Origin of the sequence: Rouxiella chamberiensis, assembly GCF_026967475.1 — a bacterium.
GTDB lineage: Bacteria > Pseudomonadota > Gammaproteobacteria > Enterobacterales > Enterobacteriaceae > Rouxiella > Rouxiella chamberiensis.
Genome location: NZ_CP114058.1, coordinates 2,897,741 through 2,914,892 on the forward strand (window position 1 = coordinate 2,897,741; position 17,152 = coordinate 2,914,892).

General features: G+C 49.9%; 20 protein-coding genes and 3 pseudogenes. 14 read left to right on the forward strand and 9 right to left on the reverse strand.

Annotation, left to right across the window (positions count from 1 at the left end):
* Window positions 1-3 precede the first annotated feature (3 nt).
* Window positions 4-1,104, forward strand: a complete 1,101-nt coding sequence (locus tag O1V66_RS13470; RefSeq protein WP_045045962.1) for a protein kinase domain-containing protein — start codon at window positions 4-6, stop codon at window positions 1,102-1,104.
* Between the two features lie 223 nt (window positions 1,105-1,327).
* Here O1V66_RS13470 and O1V66_RS13475 read toward each other — a convergent pair whose 3' ends face one another.
* Window positions 1,328-1,756 (reverse strand): hypothetical protein, encoded by a 429-nt coding sequence (locus O1V66_RS13475; protein ID WP_269128370.1) that lies wholly within the window; start codon window positions 1,754-1,756, stop codon window positions 1,328-1,330.
* Here O1V66_RS13475 and O1V66_RS13480 point away from each other — a divergent pair.
* The 4 genes and pseudogenes from O1V66_RS13480 (at window position 1,677) to O1V66_RS13495 (ending at window position 4,845) form a co-directional block, all read left to right on the forward strand.
* Window positions 1,677-2,045, forward strand: coding sequence for a host cell division inhibitor Icd-like protein (locus O1V66_RS13480; RefSeq protein WP_241481358.1), 369 nt, complete (start codon window positions 1,677-1,679; stop codon window positions 2,043-2,045). The two genes, O1V66_RS13475 and O1V66_RS13480, sit on opposite strands and share 80 nt — an antisense overlap.
* A gap of 94 nt (window positions 2,046-2,139) precedes the next feature.
* Window positions 2,140-2,844 (forward strand): annotated as a pseudogene (locus O1V66_RS13485) (primase-like DNA-binding domain-containing protein); the annotation flags it as partial.
* A gap of 112 nt (window positions 2,845-2,956) precedes the next feature.
* A complete protein-coding gene (locus tag O1V66_RS13490; RefSeq protein ID WP_052673363.1) occupies window positions 2,957-3,796 on the forward strand; it encodes an HNH endonuclease in 840 nt (279 codons plus the stop codon).
* 353 nt (window positions 3,797-4,149) lie between these two features.
* Window positions 4,150-4,845, forward strand: coding sequence for a hypothetical protein (locus tag O1V66_RS13495; RefSeq protein WP_045045961.1), 696 nt, complete (start codon window positions 4,150-4,152; stop codon window positions 4,843-4,845).
* A 109-nt stretch (window positions 4,846-4,954) separates the two neighbouring features.
* On the opposite strand, the gene O1V66_RS13500 is transcribed toward O1V66_RS13495, so the two are convergent.
* Window positions 4,955-5,224 (reverse strand): hypothetical protein, encoded by a 270-nt coding sequence (locus O1V66_RS13500; protein ID WP_187329787.1) that lies wholly within the window; start codon window positions 5,222-5,224, stop codon window positions 4,955-4,957.
* Between O1V66_RS13500 and yidD the strand changes: the two genes are divergently transcribed.
* Together yidD and O1V66_RS13505 are read left to right on the forward strand one after the other, a co-directional pair.
* A complete protein-coding gene (yidD, locus tag O1V66_RS21920) occupies window positions 5,192-5,320 on the forward strand; it encodes a membrane protein insertion efficiency factor YidD (RefSeq protein WP_072045026.1) in 129 nt (42 codons plus the stop codon). The two genes, O1V66_RS13500 and yidD, sit on opposite strands and share 33 nt — an antisense overlap.
* Before the next feature lie 520 nt (window positions 5,321-5,840).
* Window positions 5,841-6,050 carry a hypothetical protein gene (locus tag O1V66_RS13505; RefSeq protein WP_414058389.1) on the forward strand — a complete coding sequence of 70 codons (210 nt, stop codon included), beginning with the start codon at window positions 5,841-5,843 and terminating at the stop codon, window positions 6,048-6,050.
* Window positions 6,051-6,094: 44 nt separating this feature from the next.
* Here O1V66_RS13505 and O1V66_RS13510 read toward each other — a convergent pair whose 3' ends face one another.
* On the reverse strand, window positions 6,095-6,571 hold the full coding sequence (locus O1V66_RS13510) for a GNAT family N-acetyltransferase (RefSeq protein ID WP_045045959.1): 477 nt from the start codon (window positions 6,569-6,571) through the stop codon (window positions 6,095-6,097).
* Between the two features lie 283 nt (window positions 6,572-6,854).
* On the opposite strand from O1V66_RS13510, the gene O1V66_RS13515 reads away from it, so the two are divergent.
* Both O1V66_RS13515 and O1V66_RS13520 read left to right on the forward strand, forming a co-directional pair.
* Window positions 6,855-7,565, forward strand: a complete 711-nt coding sequence (locus O1V66_RS13515; protein WP_269127706.1) for an ABC transporter substrate-binding protein — start codon at window positions 6,855-6,857, stop codon at window positions 7,563-7,565.
* 26 nt (window positions 7,566-7,591) lie between these two features.
* Window positions 7,592-8,696 (forward strand): annotated as a pseudogene (locus tag O1V66_RS13520) (DUF2817 domain-containing protein).
* A gap of 36 nt (window positions 8,697-8,732) precedes the next feature.
* On the opposite strand, the gene O1V66_RS13525 reads toward O1V66_RS13520, so the two are convergent.
* On the reverse strand, window positions 8,733-9,512 hold the full coding sequence (locus O1V66_RS13525; RefSeq protein WP_045045956.1) for a HalD/BesD family halogenase: 780 nt from the start codon (window positions 9,510-9,512) through the stop codon (window positions 8,733-8,735).
* Window positions 9,513-9,705: 193 nt separating this feature from the next.
* Here O1V66_RS13525 and O1V66_RS13530 point away from each other — a divergent pair.
* A pseudogene (locus tag O1V66_RS13530) lies at window positions 9,706-10,418 on the forward strand (GNAT family N-acetyltransferase).
* A 25-nt stretch (window positions 10,419-10,443) separates the two neighbouring features.
* On the opposite strand, the gene ada reads toward O1V66_RS13530, so the two are convergent.
* Together ada and O1V66_RS13540 are read right to left on the reverse strand one after the other, a co-directional pair.
* Entirely contained in the window at window positions 10,444-11,529 is a 1,086-nt protein-coding gene (gene ada, locus O1V66_RS13535) for a bifunctional DNA-binding transcriptional regulator/O6-methylguanine-DNA methyltransferase Ada (protein ID WP_045045954.1), read from the reverse strand.
* A gap of 76 nt (window positions 11,530-11,605) precedes the next feature.
* Window positions 11,606-12,127 (reverse strand): GNAT family N-acetyltransferase, encoded by a 522-nt coding sequence (locus O1V66_RS13540; RefSeq protein ID WP_045045953.1) that lies wholly within the window; start codon window positions 12,125-12,127, stop codon window positions 11,606-11,608.
* Window positions 12,128-12,203: 76 nt separating this feature from the next.
* Between O1V66_RS13540 and O1V66_RS13545 the strand changes: the two genes are divergently transcribed.
* The 3 genes from O1V66_RS13545 (at window position 12,204) to O1V66_RS13555 (ending at window position 14,618) form a co-directional block, all read left to right on the forward strand.
* A complete protein-coding gene (locus O1V66_RS13545; RefSeq protein ID WP_045045952.1) occupies window positions 12,204-12,758 on the forward strand; it encodes a helix-turn-helix domain-containing protein in 555 nt (184 codons plus the stop codon).
* Window positions 12,759-12,768: 10 nt separating this feature from the next.
* A complete protein-coding gene (locus O1V66_RS13550; protein WP_045045951.1) occupies window positions 12,769-13,227 on the forward strand; it encodes a GNAT family N-acetyltransferase in 459 nt (152 codons plus the stop codon).
* A gap of 113 nt (window positions 13,228-13,340) precedes the next feature.
* The gene (locus O1V66_RS13555) at window positions 13,341-14,618 is read left to right on the forward strand and encodes a lysine N(6)-hydroxylase/L-ornithine N(5)-oxygenase family protein (RefSeq protein WP_045045950.1); all 1,278 of its coding nucleotides are present in this window, start codon (window positions 13,341-13,343) and stop codon (window positions 14,616-14,618) included.
* A gap of 6 nt (window positions 14,619-14,624) precedes the next feature.
* On the opposite strand, the gene O1V66_RS13560 is transcribed toward O1V66_RS13555, so the two are convergent.
* Together O1V66_RS13560 and O1V66_RS13565 are read right to left on the reverse strand one after the other, a co-directional pair.
* Window positions 14,625-15,506, reverse strand: coding sequence for a PhzF family phenazine biosynthesis protein (locus O1V66_RS13560; RefSeq protein ID WP_045045949.1), 882 nt, complete (start codon window positions 15,504-15,506; stop codon window positions 14,625-14,627).
* Between the two features lie 45 nt (window positions 15,507-15,551).
* The gene (locus O1V66_RS13565) at window positions 15,552-16,085 is read right to left on the reverse strand and encodes a class IV adenylate cyclase (protein ID WP_045045948.1); all 534 of its coding nucleotides are present in this window, start codon (window positions 16,083-16,085) and stop codon (window positions 15,552-15,554) included.
* Window positions 16,086-16,231: 146 nt separating this feature from the next.
* Between O1V66_RS13565 and O1V66_RS13570 the strand changes: the two genes are divergently transcribed.
* Window positions 16,232-16,672: a DUF1198 domain-containing protein gene (locus O1V66_RS13570; RefSeq protein ID WP_045045947.1), complete on the forward strand. Its 441-nt coding sequence runs from the start codon at window positions 16,232-16,234 to the stop codon at window positions 16,670-16,672.
* 60 nt (window positions 16,673-16,732) lie between these two features.
* Here the strand turns inward: O1V66_RS13570 and O1V66_RS13575 are convergent, their stop codons facing one another.
* Window positions 16,733-17,068 (reverse strand): DUF2002 family protein, encoded by a 336-nt coding sequence (locus tag O1V66_RS13575; protein WP_045045946.1) that lies wholly within the window; start codon window positions 17,066-17,068, stop codon window positions 16,733-16,735.
* Between the last annotated feature and the right edge of the window lie 84 nt (window positions 17,069-17,152).

Consider the following 17,152-nt stretch of genomic DNA (forward strand, 5'->3'; position numbering starts at 1 on the left):
ATAATGAATAGTTACTTTCGGTTAGATAGAGATTGGGGATTCTTACAGGCTTTAGAGGAAATTAATTCTCATTACAGGCCCGGAGGTATGGTTTCTGGAATGGCTAGAAATGTTCAAATACAAAACTGGGGGGTGATAGTTGGTCGAACTCGAGCACTTGCCGAGGTTGAATTTGCAATATCATCACTGGGATCAAAAAGCAAACTTTGCAAATCAATACAAATCTCAGCCTCATCATTGAATTCAATGATTAGTTTTTTTGAACGTCTTCCTAATGACATCCATAATCAAGGCATCAAACAGGGAACATCAGTAGCAGGACATTTGTTACTTCGTCAGATTGGAAAGGGAGGAAATGCAGTGGTATGGAAAACCAGGAATCAAAACAACAAATTTCACATAATGAAAATCGCGAGACGTGCCAAAGGCATATCTTTATCTAGATTCAATGATGAGATCGCCACATTAAAAAAAATAGCCGCCATCAATGACAATAACATTCATACAATACCCATAACAAGCAACTATTCAAACTTGGATGATGATGGATTAGCTTGGTTTACCATGCCTGAAGCTATTCCATTAGATAATTATTTAGAGAAACACTCATCAACTCCCCTGAGCATTCTAAAAGGCATGGTTGACATTTGTAAAACAATCGAAAGACTTCACGCAAACAAAATATTTCACCGTGACATTAAGCCGGACAATATTCTTATTTATCAAAACAAATGGGCTTTAGGTGATTTTGGTATTGCAACATTCCCTGATAAACAAAAAGTAACGAAGGAAGGGACTAAGATGGGATCATTGCATTACTATGCGCCGGAAATGCTAAGCAACTCCCCTGAAAACTCTGGTTCACATGCAGATGTATATAGCTATGCAAAGTCATTATGGGCTCTATTAAGTGGAAATAGATTCCCCATAGCTGGAGAGCTCCGCTTAGACCGCCCCGAAGCCTTAATATCAACTTACTGTAAGATTGTGAATATTGAGTTATTGGACGAAATAATCTCAGCTTGTACAAGTTATACACCAACGAATCGCCCTTCAATTTCTGATCTAAAGACTACTATTGAAAAAGTGATTGAGGGTAAGTGATCCCCTCAGCGCGCTCTCGTAGCCCCGCCACGCCTGCCCGCTTTATGGAGCGGTTTTCATGCATCTGCATGATTAGCTCTTAGCCGCGCCGCTGCTGGCCTTATCTGCCGTTCCGGGGTGCCGGAAACTCATGCGTTTTCATGCAGCATAGACGTGTACTTACGCAACGGACGTAAAAAAGCCCGGCACGGGCCGGGCTTCGGTGAATTTCTGTGTCTGTGGCTCAGAAAAGTTTGCGCTTGCGGCGGTCGGTTCTGGCTCCCCGGAAAGGATGCGCACCGCTGACGCTCAGCACGTCATCACGGAACATCAGCGGCTGGTTTACACCCGTCCATTGCCTGATAAGGCTCATAACATATCTGCGGTACAGCGTGTCGGCATCGTTCGCGCCTTCGATAACGCCCGGTGCATGCGTTGAGCCATTCCGTTCAAACTGGCTGTACTTCATCCTGAGCAGGCTGCTCAGCTCCGCGCCATGAATGATAAAGAAGTCATCAATCAGCGTATCAATGCGCTCATCCGTGATGCCCTTACTCGGGCAACGGTTCTGTATCCGTTGTGCCGTCTGTGTAATGGTGGCCCGGGCGGGGCAGCCTTCGGGCTGGCCGGTTTCCTTGAAGGCCGGTATTCCTACCCCCGTTCGGGTCACCACCAGTGAGCGTAGGAACTCCGGTGGTGGCGATAACCGCTACTTCAGGGAGACTGCCATCATGGCTACCGTCCTTAATTCCCCATGCCCTCAGTTTGTTTTCGTCTTTGCCGCCGTGCGCCGTAATGAACGCCAGCAGCGTATCCACATGCTCCGCACCGTTGCCGCTGACGAACGCACCGCCCGATTGCCGCTGGCCCGCGATTACGTACTGTCCCTTGTCGCCTGCCGGTCCGGGAGGTGCGCGCATGACTCACGCCACCATTTCCCACGCCGACCTGTTACGCCTTGAGCATCTGCGTAACGCCGGGCGCTTTATCAGCGACATGACCCTGCTTCAGGAGTGCCACGAGCAACCACCGGCCGCACAGCAGGCGCAGCTGAATTCGCTGATTATCCTGCCCGACCAGGAAAAATGGAGCGGCGACGGCGCGGGCATCAAGGCGATTACCGGTGGAGATGCGGTTTCCGTGGACCCGAAGTACCGTGACGCCTATTCAACCCACATACCGGCGGTGATTCTGGCGGTGAACAACAACCCGATGCGCTTCACCGATCGCAGCGGAGGCGTGTCGCGCCGCCGGGTGATCCTGCACTTCCCGGAAATCATCCCGGCAGGCGAGCGCGATCCGCAGCTGAAGGAAAAAATCAGCGGTGAGCTGGCCGTTATTGTGCGCCAACTGATGCAGCAGTTCAGCCAGCCACAGCAGGCCCGGTCGCTGCTTCAGTCGCAGCAGAACTCCGACGAGGCGATGCGCATCAAGCGCGACGCGGATCCGATGGTGGACTTCTGCGGCTATCTGTTCACGACGCCGGAGCCAAACGCGCTTTACATGGGAAACGCCAGCATCAGACCGCTTCAGCCCAGGCGTTATCTTTATCACGCCTATCTGGCTTATATGGAGGCCAATGGCTACAAGAATCCGCTGAGCATGAAGATGTTTGGCCTGTCGCTGGAAAGCATCATGCGTGAGTACGGACAGCACTACATGAAACGACGGACAAAGCTGGGGGTGCAGACCAACCTTGATTTAAGGGAAGAAAGCAGCACCGACTGGCTGCCGAAGTGCGACGGTCCGGCAGCAGCATGACTATCAGAACCGGCGAAGGCCGGTTTTATTAATAGTAACGCTAAGCAACAATTGACACTTAAGAATAATCTTATTAATTTAATATTAAAATTCATAAAATTAAGGATTTTAAGTGAATACTTGGGTCATTTATGTAGCTGGAATTTCTAAAAAAAATTACGACATTGGTAAGCAATACGAAACATGGGGAATAAAAAAGCTAGTTAAAAACTCTTTATTTATGAATATAAAGGTTGGTGATAATGTTATTTTTATACATAACATTACACGCCCCAAAAATATTTTTCCAGACAAAATCCCTGGATTCCCAAGAGTAAACCTTAATAATTTTAAAAAATTTGAAGGGGTGGTTAATGAAATCATAATGGCTAAAGTTACTAATAATTATAGCTACAGTAATGAAACGATATGGCCAGATGACATATATCCACATAGATTTAACTTCCAAATAAAAGAAACACAAGAAAATGTGCTATTCACTATTGAGGAAGTAGGTGAACCTTTAATTGAATCAGCTTTATTATCATTCCATTTGAAAGGTGACATTGCTTTAACTCAAGTAGAAGCATCCTCAGTCAGTGCAAAAATTCATATAGTGAATGATTTAAACTACGCCATTGAAGGTGGAGCATCATATAAAATTCATAAAAAAATAGAGCGCAATAGAAAAATAGTTGAAAGTAAGAAAGAAGAATTTATCAAAAGGCATGGCAAGCTATTTTGTGAAATCTGTAACTTCTCATTTGAAGATGTTTATGGAACAGCCCTTAAAAGATCATCTATTGAGTGCCATCACGTTAACCCATTAGCTGAGAATGGAAAGAAAGAAACGCGGCTTTCTGATTTAGTTCTACTTTGTCCTAATTGCCATAGGGTTTTGCATCAGCATAATCCATGCTTAGATGTTAAGAAACTAATTGAAAGCATGAAAATGATAACTCATGTTAAATGATTAAATTTATTGCCATTAGCAAATTTATAAATTATCGCTTCAGTAACATTTTCTATACGGCAGTCTGAGATGTATTTAAAAGATGAAGATGAGAGCAAGCCAATTTCAAACTTAGAGTTGGCTGCCAAAGTACAATGATCCCACCTTAAATTGACTATCTGAACCGGCGAAAGCCGGTTTTTTACGCCTATACTTCATCGATGGTGAATGGTATCCTTCATCCTACATTTACCCATCATCGCTTAATTCTTTGTCTATAATTAATAAAAAATAAAAAGTGAACAGTGTGATGGATAAATTCAAAAAAGTTTTTTTCTGTAATATGGGGTATCAATTTCACATTCGGATTATCAGTGGACGCCACCAAAAATTTCATTCTGCACGGACTTGCAAACTTTGGCCTGAGCGACTTACCAGGTAGACCTTACGATAGTGCGTTTGAACTATTGGCCTCACCACCTGCTCGAAAGCGCCTCATCATGATGGGACTGAATGGTTCATCAGTAGACGCCCATATGACTAATTACCTATCCGTCATCAATGATTATGAGTTCCCTTATGTTTCAAATGTCCAGAGTGGAACCGAAGGCGCATGGGGAATAACTCATCTGGCTAAACGATTGCAGCAGATTCCGGCTCAGCTTGATTATAACTGGCAAGATGTCGTTTATACGAATGCCTTAATGATGTGCTCTGTAAACGCTGCATCATTGAAAAATGAAGCGTTCAAACTCAATCAAACACTCGAAGATCTGGTAAAAAATTCGATGGGCTTCTTTGAGAACGTAACACTCCCTCTATGCAATCCAGATATGATTATCGCTTACAGTAATGGGCTATCTTCACTTTCCGCAGCAAGCCTTTTGTTTAAACATTTCGGGGATAAAAACACACTGAAATATTCGCATCCAAAAGGCTATTACACTACGTTCGCCTTTCTGGCTAAGTTCAAAGATCGTAGCATCCCGGTAATCTGCATTCGGCACATGTCGAGGTTTAAACCCCAACAGGATTACATCAAAACAGCGATTTCTTTAATGGAGCATTGAGGCAAATTCAAAAGTCGTTTTGCTAACGTTTTCTAAGATTGGTATACGCTTAGGTATACCTGCAAAACCACAATTAGATAAAAACTATAAAATATAATAAGTTACATAGCTAAACCAGACTCCCCCAGCTCCACCAAATAAGTTTTCGGCTATTACCAGATAAGGCCTTAAACGCAGAAGAAGCCCGCATCCCCAAAGGTTGCGGGCTTTTTTGTGTCCCTAATAGTGCAAAAACGATACGGGTTTGATTTTTTGCCTGAACTTTGGGAAACAAGAACTTATGAATTCCTAATGACATTACATCAGGTGTAAAATCGTAGCCCCTTTTCGTGGAAGTGGCGGCAAAATGGCGACAGAGAAAGTGCGCCGTTTCAGACATACCCCCTCCTGTTCAAAATATACGCTTATCTGTCTCAAGCATTTTGGCTTTATTACAGGCTGGCGGCTTGGGCTTTCAAGGATATTAAGGTGTTAGCGTCCGAATAGAGGTATTGATTATCCGCCCAAACATCAATAATCACCACGCAGGGACAAGGCTATAAGAGCATAGGCACAACACTTTTTGAGTGCGTGACCACTTGTCCAGTGCCCAGTGAATTTGAACTAATCTTTTAACAAGTTTCAGCATCAAACAAATTTCGTAAATTATAAAACGAATAAGTCAAAACCTGACTCGATACGCTCGGCCAAAAAAATCCCCGCTATTTACCGAATATGCCTTTATCGTAGAAAAATCCCGCTTCGCCCAAAATAACAGGCTTGTTCGTTTGGTCGGTTTTAACTTATTGATCTTGCACGCCTAACAAACCTGCGCGCCTTCAAATTACTGAGCAAAATATCGACTCTAGGATTGTTTCACCGCGTCATCCCCGTTAGCGTAACAGCTTATTTAATCATCTATATCAATAACATAGATAGATTATATATTTCCTTCCTCCTATATAGGTTCAATCAATATGACGAAGAATAATAAGCAGTCTTCCAGGAATATGACGATGCTCGCGGCGAGAGTGTTGAAAGATCCCTACGCGTCGGATCTAGAGAAAAGTCTGGCGGGTTCGGTACTTTCACAATATGGAACAGATAATCAAACGGGCGCGGATTTACAGACGCTGGCCTCGGCGGCGCTGAAAGACCCGGCGTCGAGTGAGAGGATTAAAAAACTGGCGGGGTCCGTGGTGTCACAATCTACAACCGACCGCTGATTTCCACTAAAAAGCCGTGGGTCACACCCCGGCTTTTTTTAAACTTATTCGTCGACCCAAATCATCTCTACACAATCGAGGTAAGCCCCCACAGACTGCGAATAATATTTGCCTTGTGAAACAATGCTAAAACCCTGCGTCTGATAAAAACCAACGGCATTGGGGGTCGAAGACAGGGTAAGCTGAGACATACCGAGCGCAGTTGCCTGTTGCTTGATGGAGGAGATAATCGCGCTCGCAAGCCCCCTGCCCTGATAATCCGGATGGGTAAAAATAGCCTCGACATTGCCTGTAACCAGATCAAGATAACCGCACGCGCACGGAAATCCAGCATCGGGCGCATCAATGACGTAAACCTGATGTTCCGTGATGGTTTTACGCATGCCCTCCGGCATGATATCGGGCGTAAAGGCGTGTAATGTCGGCGCATCATACACCTTTGCGCATCCGTGCCTCAGCGCCTGATTACGCAATTGCCACAACCCTTCTGCATCTTGTTGCGTTGCAATTCTGGTCTTCATTTTCTCTCCTTGATAATCCTAGAGAAAGCCGCGCTACATTTCGCTGTAAGCCCTATATTGTTCCTGTTCTATCATTCTGGCTGAAGCATTACACTGTTTTAATTGTGCAGGTTCTGTTCCCTCTGGCAGTCAGGTATTCTCATGAATAATTCATAAAGATGGTACGTATCTTGCTCTGATTAGCCATAACTTTACCCTGAGGAATATCTGATGAAAAAAGCGCGTTGATCACTCTGCTGGCTCTGGCCTCGTTTAGTTCTCTGGCGAGCACGCCGAATCAGTTTTGCGCTTCGGTGTCGACCCCACTTTCGCCCCTTTTGAAACCAAGGCGCCGGACGGCAGTCTGGTGGGTTTCGACGTGGATCTGGGTAATGCCATCTGTCAGGAGTTGAAAGTTAAGTGCCAGTGGGTCGAAACGGCCTTTGACAGCATCATTCCAGCGCTGGATGCCAAGAAGTTCGATGCCGTACTGTCTGCAATGTCTGTTACGCCAAAGCGTCAGGCGCAGGTCGATTTCTCAGATATGCTTTATCACATTCCGAGCGTGCTGGTAGCCAAAAAAGGCAGCAATATCCTGCCAACGCCGGAATCTTTACAGGGTAAAACCATTGGTGTCGCACAAGGCACGATTCAGGAAGCTTATGCGCAGGCGCTGTGGCAGAGCAAGGGTGTGAATGTTGTTTCCTATCAGAATCAGGATTTGGTGAATCAGGATCTGGAGTCTGGTCGCGTGGATGCAACGCTGACCAATGCCGCCGCCGCGCAGTCCGGCTTCCTGGATACGGCGGCCGGCAAGGATTTTGCCTTTAGCGGCGAAATGCTGACGGATCCGAAATATCTGGGTGCGGGCACAGCAATTGGTCTGCGCAAGGGTGATAAAGAGCATCAGGACATGATCAACAAGGCGCTGGCGGCCATTCACCAGAACGGCACTTTCGAAAAAATCGAGAAAAAATACTTCAGCTTCGAAGTCTACAACAAGAAGCCTCAGTAAAAAACTGCCTAAACAAGGAGATAAGGATGCTGCAAGGTTACGCCGAGCTACCGAATTTTAGCCAACAACGACAACGTTTTCTGGCGACGGCTCAGGAGGCGGGAGCGCAAGTGACTGAGTATCCTCATCCCCTGAAAGGTCCGCACGGGGAAGATCTTGCCACCGACGTGGCGATCCTGGGCGATCCGCTCGCGCCACGTCTGATGGTTGTCGTTTCCGGCACCCACGGCGTTGAAGGCTATTATGGTTCACAGTGTCAAATTGACTGGCTGAAAGCAAATCATGCCCATGCGCTGCCCGCCGATACCGCCGTCGTAATGATCCATTTGATCAATCCGTGGGGCACCGCTCACCTGCGTCGGGTCAATGAAGACAATATGGATCTCAACCGCAACTTCGTGGACTTTGACAAAGCGCTTCCCGACAACGCTCAGTATGAGAATTTACATGATATTTATCTGAGTAAAGATCTGAATGGCCCTGAGCGTGCCGCCGCGGACGATCTGATAGATCAATACTCTGAACAATCAGGGTGGAGCGAGGTGAAGAAGATTGTCGAGGCGGGTCAATATGCCCACGCCGACGGCATTTTCTTCGGGGGTCAGCATCCGAGCTGGTCTAATCGCACCCTGCTTGCCATTATCGAAACGCATCTGGCGCATGCCAAATCCATCATCAGCTTTGACCTGCACACCGGTGCCGGTGCCTATGGCCATCCGATGCTAATGGCCATTGCCGAACCAGGCTTATCCTGCCCTGCAACAGGCTCGAGATATTTTTGGCCCGTGGCTTTATGTGTTGATTACGGGCAAGAATATCGGCAGCAATACCGGCGTAACGGCAACGGCGACCGGTTATCTTTCGCAATTTATGCTAGATAATCTGCCCGATACCCAGTTGATTCAATTGGTTATCGAATGCGGAACCTACGACGGCGAAACCATGCATCATCTGGTACGCGATGACCACTGGCTGCATCTTTACGGCGACCCTGAAAGCGCTCAGGGCAGGAAGGTCAAAGGGGAATTGTTCGAAGGTTTCAATCCGCAGGATACAGACTGGCAGCAGCTGGTTCACTTGCGCACCCAGCAAATTTTCAGCCGTGCTTTTCGCGCCCTCGCGGCACTCTAATCATGAAGCCCATCCGCCAGGGATGGGCCATCTTTATCAAACTCGACCGTAAAAGGTCATTCTGGCCGTTTCCGACAGGGCAATGTCTGGCTGGGAATTGTAGGCCAGCACCACCAGCATCCGCGTCGTGTCTCCTTGCGTTGGCGTAACGCGATGAATTGCATTGCGTCCGCGGAACAGCACGAGATCGCCCGCCTCAATACCTAATTTCTTCGGCTCCAGCGTTTTGTCGAGCAGCTTTTCCACCCCGGAATAATTCATGTCGCCGCTGTCGGCATCACGCAGATTTTCGACATATTCGAAAACGCCGCCCGCTTCGGGTTTCTGAATAAGCAGCGTGATGGCAAACGAGGAGTTATCGAAATGCCAGCCAAGTTCCTGCCCTTCACCGGCGTAATGCAGATTGATGGAGGAAAGCGCATCCGCATAAGGATAAAGCTGTTGCTCACCCAGCACTTCACAGAGAAAGGCCCTGAATTCGGGGGCATCGTAGAGTACGCGCAGTGCAGAGTCCGCCGGAATCTGGTCGTCGGTAATACATCCCTTTGACGACACTATCTGTCGATTGCGAGGATGAGAATCAGAAAGACTCGGGTCCGGCTTTTGCAAATAGACGTTGTGGCTACTTTGGGTGTAATACGCCAAATGCTGATTTTCATCGCCTTCGCGCTTGATCCCTTCCAATGCTTCAGGACGCAGAAAATGATGCAGTACCAGTGCGCCCTTTTCGTCCAGCGTTTGCTTGCACTGTGCCAGAAACGGGCCGTCGGTAATCGGGTTGCGAGAGACATCTACAATGGAGTCGAGTGCTTGCATCAGGATCCTCAGAAAATCTTCAGGAAGAAATCAGTTGCTTCTACTTTAATCAATACGGGGCAATCGAGGAAGCACTCAAACGTTAAAAAACCGTCTCTTTTTTCTTCTGCGCAAACGGTTGTGCTCAATGAGGTGTTCTGCTGTTATAAACAGGAACTCTCATACAACTGACTCAGCTAAAACGGAAAATAAGATGACGACCCTCAATCATTTTGGACAACCGATCGGTGACGAACTTCCGGGTTGGCAGGCACGTCCGCAGCCACAGCGCACCACGCTGGAAGGCCATTATTGCAAGCTGGAACCGCTGGATGTGGATAAGCACAGCGAATCCCTGTTCAATGCCTGGCACAGCATCGATGACGAACGCGACTGGACCTATTTTTCCATCGACCGACCTGCAACCCAGCAAGCCTGTGACACCTACATCACCCAGATGTCGAGCCTGAAAGATCCTTTGTATTTTGCGGTGGTGGACAACAAGACCCAACGCGCTATCGGGGAGTGTCATTGATGCGTATTGATGCGCCAAACGGCGTGGCCGAAATAGGCTGGGTTAACTGGTCGCCTTTGATGAAGCGCTCGCGCTTTGGCACCGAGGCGATTTATCTGCTGCTGGCCCACCTGTTTGATGACCTCGGATATCGCCGCTGCGAATGGAAATGCAACAGCCTCAACGATGCTTCAAATATTGCGGCCAGGCGCTTTGGCTTTCAGTATGAAGGCACCTTCCGCCAGGCGCTGATAACCAAAGGCCACAACAGGGATACCTGCTGGTATTCGATGCTCGACGGTGAATGGCCGCCCATTAAAGCAGCCTTCCGCCGCTGGTTGAGTGAAGACAATTTCACGCCCGGCGGTCTGCAAAAGCATAAGCTCGACGAATTCATGCCCGTCACCGAGTAGCTTCCGGCAGGTTTAACGTCTGTTATCAGGATTCGGACGCGGTATTGGCGCGTTCTTTTTCCAGCAGACGTTTTTTGCGCGCCACGCCCCAGCGGTAGCCCGAAATATTGCCGCTGCTTTTCACCACGCGATGGCACGGAATGGCGACCGCCAGCAGGTTTGCGGCGCAGGCACCCGCCACGGCACGCACAGCCTTCGGGGAGCCAATTTTTTCGGCGACGGCGGCATAGCTTAGTGTTTCACCCTGCGGAATGGCGCGCAATGCCTGCCATACCCGCTGTTGAAACGCGGTGCCGCGAATATCCAGAGGCAGCGCCAATGCCGGTTGCTCGCCATCCACAAAACCGACCACGACGGCAATGCGCTGTTCAAATTCGGCATCGTTTCCCAATAACTGCGCGTGAGGGAAACTGTTCTGTAAACTTTCGACCAGCGCTTGCGGATTATCGCCGAGGAGAATGGCACAAATGCCTCGCGGGCTTTCCGCGACCAGAATATCGCCGAGCGAACAGCGCCCGACGGCAAACCACACCGCCATGCCTCGGCCTCCGGCGCGATAGGCGCTGGGTGTCATGCCGAGACTTGCCGGTGACGAGGCATAAAAATTGCCGTTTGAAGCATAACCCGCCTCTAGCAGCGCCGACGTTACCGAAACGGTTTGCGCCAGATTATCGCGTACCCGCTGCTTTCTTTTGGCAACCGCGTAAGCGCGAGGCGTCAGGCCGGTTAAACTTTTGAATATCCGATGAAAATGATAGGCACTTAGCCCGACTTCAGTTGCCAGTTGCGAAAGCGTCGGCGTTTTATCGCTGTTTTCAAGCAGGCGGCAGGCGAGTTCAACCTGATGCGTGTGTTGATGTTGTCGCGACATACGGCCTTGTCGGCAGCGCTTGCATGGCCGGTATCCCTGCGCTTCTGCCTGTTCGGCATTCTCGAAGAACACGACATTCTCTCTATTGGGCTGGCGTGAAGGACACGACGGCGCGCAATAGATACCGGTGGTTTTCACTGCATAGACAAACTCGCCATCTGCCGTGTCGTCACGATTGACGACGGCCTGCCAGCGCGCCTCGTCGGCACTCCATTCGGCTTGTTGTGGTTGCTGTTTCATGATTTGTCTCACTCAACGGGTCGATACAGACAGGCTAAGGCTTACGGGTCGAGATAACACTCTGCCGCTTGCTTTTTCATTCAGCCCGCGGTGCGTCGGGTGTCGCCAGAATCCGTTGATAAAAGGCCAGATCCAGCCAGCGTTCGAATTTATATGCCGCCTGCCTGATGATACCGGCTTCGGAAAATCCAGCCTGAACATGCAGCGCAATACTCGCCTTGTTGGTCGCATCGATACCGCCAATCAGGGTATGCACCTGGCGCTTTTCAGCTTCGGCTATCAGTGCATTCAGCAAAATTTTTCCCAAACCCTGCCCGCGATGATCCCGATGAAGATAAATAGAATGTTCGACCGAATATTTATAGGCAGGCCACGCGCGAAAGGTGCCATAACTGGCAAAGCCGAGCAGATTTCCGTGGTCATCCTCCAGGCCTATCACCGGAAAGTTGCCCTGTGCTTTCGCGGCAAACCAGGTTGTCATTGAGGCGAGGTCGCGCTCCCGATAATCATAAAGCGCGGTAGAGTTAAGAATCGCTTCATTGAATATTTCCAGTATAGCGGCGGCGTGACGAGATTCAGTGCAGTCGATCATCTTCATTGGGATTTCCTCTTGCTGGCCTTGATTCCAATATAGTAGAATTTATTCCACCAAAGTAAACACAAGAGAACACCCGATGTCAATTGATGAAATCATCGCCAGTCGATTACTGGTTTTACGCAAAAGCAAAGGGTTGAGCCTCGAACAACTCGCCGAGCTTTCGGACGTCAGCAAGGCAATGATTTCGAAGGTAGAAAGACAGGAAAGCAGCCCCAGTGCGACCCTGCTCGGAAAACTGGCGTCCGGACTCGGCGTCTCCGTGACCCAACTGCTGACCGACGAGGGTTCAAGTGCCGAAAATCTGCGCCCACTCGCCGAGCAGGCACTCTGGAAAGACCCGGACATCGGCTACCTACGTCGTCAGGTATTGCCGCCCGAGCCGCATAGCGGGCTTGAGATGATTGAAGTCACGCTGCCGCCACGGGCCCGGGTGAGCTATCCGAGCTGGGGAAATCGCGCCTATAAACAGCGTCTGTGGTTAATCGAAGGAGCGCTGGAACTCCACTATGGCGAGGATAAATTTCAGCTGGCGGCGGGCGATATACTGACCTTCGGCGTCGATCTTGCGGTTACGTTTGACAACAAAGCCGAGTCAAATTGCCGTTATCTGCTGGTTATCAATCAGGAATAAGGGAAAAAACGTGCTTGAAGTGACCCTCACGACGCTGCAAAACCCGCATTTTATCGAACTGGTTCGCCAACTCGATGCCTATCAGAGCGTGCTTTACCCGGCCGAAAGTGATTACAGCATGCCGCTTTCGGCAATGGCCGACTTTGAGCACTACCCGTTTATCGCCACAGTGAAGGGCGTTGCCGTCGGCTGTGTCTGCCTGTTTATCGGTGCCGATGGACTGGCGGAAATCAAGCGGGTGTACGTCCATGCCGATTACCGTGGTCAAAAAATTGCCGAAAAGTTGATGCAGGCGTTGGAAGAACAGGCGCGGGCCTTGAAGTTATCTCGCCTTTATCTGGAAACGGGCGTGGATCATCATGCGGCTATCGGTTTCTATAAAAAATCCGGCTACTGCATCACCGAGTGTTTTGGCGATTACACCCACGATCCGCTCAGCGTTTATATGGTCAAATCGCTCCCGGAGTAAAATCAAAACCTTGCACAATAATGAAAGGAATATTTCTAATATAAGAATGACTCACCCTTTAATTAATTCGCCGTAGGCTATGATTACTAGACCTTATTGTGCGAGCAACGGATATGACTCTTGATCTTATTGGTGTAGGGATTGGCCCGTTCAATCTTAGTCTGGCGGCGATGGCTAAAGACAGCGGGCAGATTCAAAGTGCTTTTTTCGATGGAAATAACGAGTTCGGCTGGCATCCGGGAATGTTGCTGCCAACCGCCACGATGCAGACCTATGTCCTGCAGGATTTGGTCACCACCGTCGCCCCGCGCAGCGAATTCTCATTTATCAATTATCTGGTCGAACGCAAAAAGATTTACCGCTTTCTGGCGACCGAGCAGTTGATCATCAGTCGTGACGAGTTTTCCGATTATCTGCTCTGGGCCTGCGGCAAGATGTCCAATCTGCACTTTGCGCATTCCGTGGAAAAAATCGATTTCAACGAGCGGGAAAAATGCTTTGAGGTGCACACCTCGAAAGGCGGCTATCAGGCACGCAATATTTGTCTCGGGACCGGTCATGCGCCGTGGATCCCGGAAACGGCACGGGCTGCCGTGGGCAAAAACTGTTTCCACGCGGCTGAAATAGAGCTGCTCGAGACCGATTTTACCGGCAAAAGCGTGATGGTGGTCGGCGGTGGGCAAAGCGGTGCGGATATCGTACTCAACACGCTTGACGGGCACTGGGGCAAACCGGCGCATCTCGGCTGGCTGTCGCGCCGTCCGAATTTTCAGCCGTTGGACGAGTCTATTTTTACCAACGAATATTTCACGCCGGAATACGTCAACTATTTCTATACCCTTTCTGAAGACGTTCGTCAGGAAGAGATAAAAACCCAGAAACTGCCTTCTGACGGCATCAGTTATCATACGCTCGAGAAGATTTACCATCATCTTTATCATCGATTCGATGTTCTTCAGGAGCCGAGAAACGTCTCGCTGCTGCCCCACCGTTCTCTGCAAGGCATTACACGCACCGCGGACGATCGCTTCCAGCTGCGCGCCGTGCATGGCCTGAGCCAGTGCGACGAACATTTTGACGCGGATATCGTGATTCTGGCGACGGGTTATCGACCGGGTTTACCGGCGTACCTCGAACCGCTGCTGGAGAGAATTCCGTACGACGGCGAAAAACATCTGCCGCTACAGCCCAATTTCAACCTGCGTTGGGATGGCCCGGAAAACAATCACATATACGCAGTGAATGCCGGAATCCACAGCCACGGCAGCGCCGAAGGCCAGTTAACGCTGACGGCGTGGCGGTCGGCGAAAATCGTCAATCACCTGCTGGGAAAATCGCATTACGACATTAGTCCCAGCCAGTCACTCGTGCAGTGGTGGCCGGGCGCGTAAGCGGTTCTACAGCGTGAGTGTGCCGTCAATCAGCGTACAGGATTGGCCGCCAATCCACGGTTGCCCCTCTTCATAATGAACAAAGACCCGTCCATCACGCTGGCGGCAGGTACCTTGCCGCACGCGGTACTGCTGCGGCGTCTGGCCGCCATCCGGGAAATACAGCATCGCCAGCACACGGGCCAGACAGGCGTTGGCACTGCCGGTTACCGGATCTTCCACCAGCTGCGACTGCTCCACCAGCAAGGCACGCACCTCATAATCATACTCCTTGCCGGCAAGATGCGGACCATAAAGCGCGATACCGTTCACCCCCACCTGTTTTTGCAGGCGGGCGAGTGCGGCGGTATCTACATTGACCTGCAAGCACTCATCGGCGGTGCTCATACGCACGACCAGCCAGCGAATGCCCATGTTCACCACATAGGCTTCGCTGCCTGCCTCATAAGGCGTGGTGTTGAGCGTTGCCTCGAGCAACGGAACAAAAGCCGGCTCGAGCGCATGAATCTCGACCGGCGGCGCGCCGAAGGCCAGACCGCCTTCAGAGAGTAGGCTGACGGGAACCAGCCCCACGCCACATTCCTGAATCAGTTGACCGGCGGTTTTGGGCGTAACGCCCGATTCCAGCAGGGCATGCGCGGTGCCCAGGGTAGGATGACCGGCAAAAGGCAGCTCGGAATCGGGGGTAAAGATGCGCACACGATAATCGGCGGCGGGATCCTGCGGCGGCAGAACAAAGGTGGTTTCAGAAAGATTGGTCCAGCGGGCTATCGCCTGCATCTGCTCGTCCTGCAACCCTTCGGCATCAAGGATGACCGCAAGCGGATTGCCCTTGAGCGCCTGTGCGGTGAACACATCCACCTGTTTAAAACGACGTTTGGCTGACATAACGCCCTCTTTCAAGAAAGTGATGGGAAATATCGGGCACTTGCACTAACAGGAAGATTCACGCGACTGGCGCTCTCGAAGTAAATCCACATAAGCGCAGTCAATCAGTTCCTGACGCTGGATATCCAGGCGTTCAAGCAGCTCTTCCGCAACGCGAATGCCTTGGGCCTGAGTTTCATGTTCCGCCAATACCACTTCGAATTCCAGAAAATCCCCTAAATCTTTGACGCGATCCAGATGTAAACGGGTTTGACCTACCATAAACAGCGTGCGCTGCTTGATAACGCGCCCGACACTGCCATAGGCTAGGGTCAGCGTCTCACGGAGGCTGTCGGGATCGGCGGTTTCAGAAATAGTATAGAAACTGGTTTTAGGCCCGGCCCTGTCTTCGCGCCGATAAAAAATCAGTTGTCCCCGGTCAACGGCCAGGGTCCGCAGCTTCAACCGCCCGTGTGAACAGGCAAAAAAGGTATCATCATGATCGACAAGCTCGGGCGGAAGGTCGGACAGCAAGGCTAACTTGGCGTAAAGCGCTGAAAAATCATCAATTCTTGCTTTTATTTCAATATTGCGAGCCATAGCCTACTCCATTTTCCGAGGAAAAAATCAAGTTTACCCGTACCTCATGAAACTAGCAGTTTCGACAAGGATTTGCAGTTGATTAAGCGCAGTAACCCTATAAACTCATTGCCATTACGCATTGAGGCCGGAGGCCAGAGTCAAGAATGATATGGATTATGATTGCTGCACTGGTGGCTGTTTTTGTGGTCGGCTACTGGTTTATGACCGCCGATACCCGTAAGGCGAATGATTCACTGGCGAGCTTGCTGAAAATCAGACCGGTGTACATTGATTCGATGTTGCTGGAGATGGGGAAACGTCAGAGTGCGATGTTTATTCGCTCGATAAGCGGAGGTTATGCGGAAGAAATACGGAAAGCGGCGTACATCGTTTTTATCTATCAGACCTTTATCAAGGACGCGTCGGACGAGAATATCGCGCATTGGCGCAATGTGCTGGTGCGTGCGCATCTGGATCCGGTGCTCACCAGCGAACATGCCGAACTGGCGCTGTTCTATTTTGCCGAGCTGGATATCGAGCCTTTTGAACTGGCGCAGTTCCGTCGCAATTACAACGAAACCTTCAATCAGCTGCATCTGGTTTAAAGCACGCCTGAATCGCCGGCAGACTGCCCTTCTCCTCCGTTCAAGAAAAGGGCAAACCGGTTATCTGAATACGTTATCCAGATAATTGCTCAGAAGCTGGCGAGAGCTGAAACCATGACAGATGCCATAATAGGCCGCCGTTTCACTTTCTAAATCCAGCGGGAACTGGGTGTAGACATTGCTGCTGCGAAAAGACGCGGTAGGGTCGGCAAAGCGCTCGCTGCGCTCTTTCATCGCCGGGTGAATCACTAACGCCGTGCGCCCAAAGCGCGCCTCGCGATTGACGTAAACGTAGTGCTCGCCCCGGCGATAGCCGTAGGCTTTGTCGTCAATGAAATCACGTTCAAATCCTGATGTTTCCAAAACTCTTGCCACTTCGTCGGGCCGTAAATACATGGGTTGTCCTCACTCTCAAAACCGCAAAGCGACCTTACCGCAATAAATCTGCCAAACAATGCATTTACGTCAAAATCAGGGCGA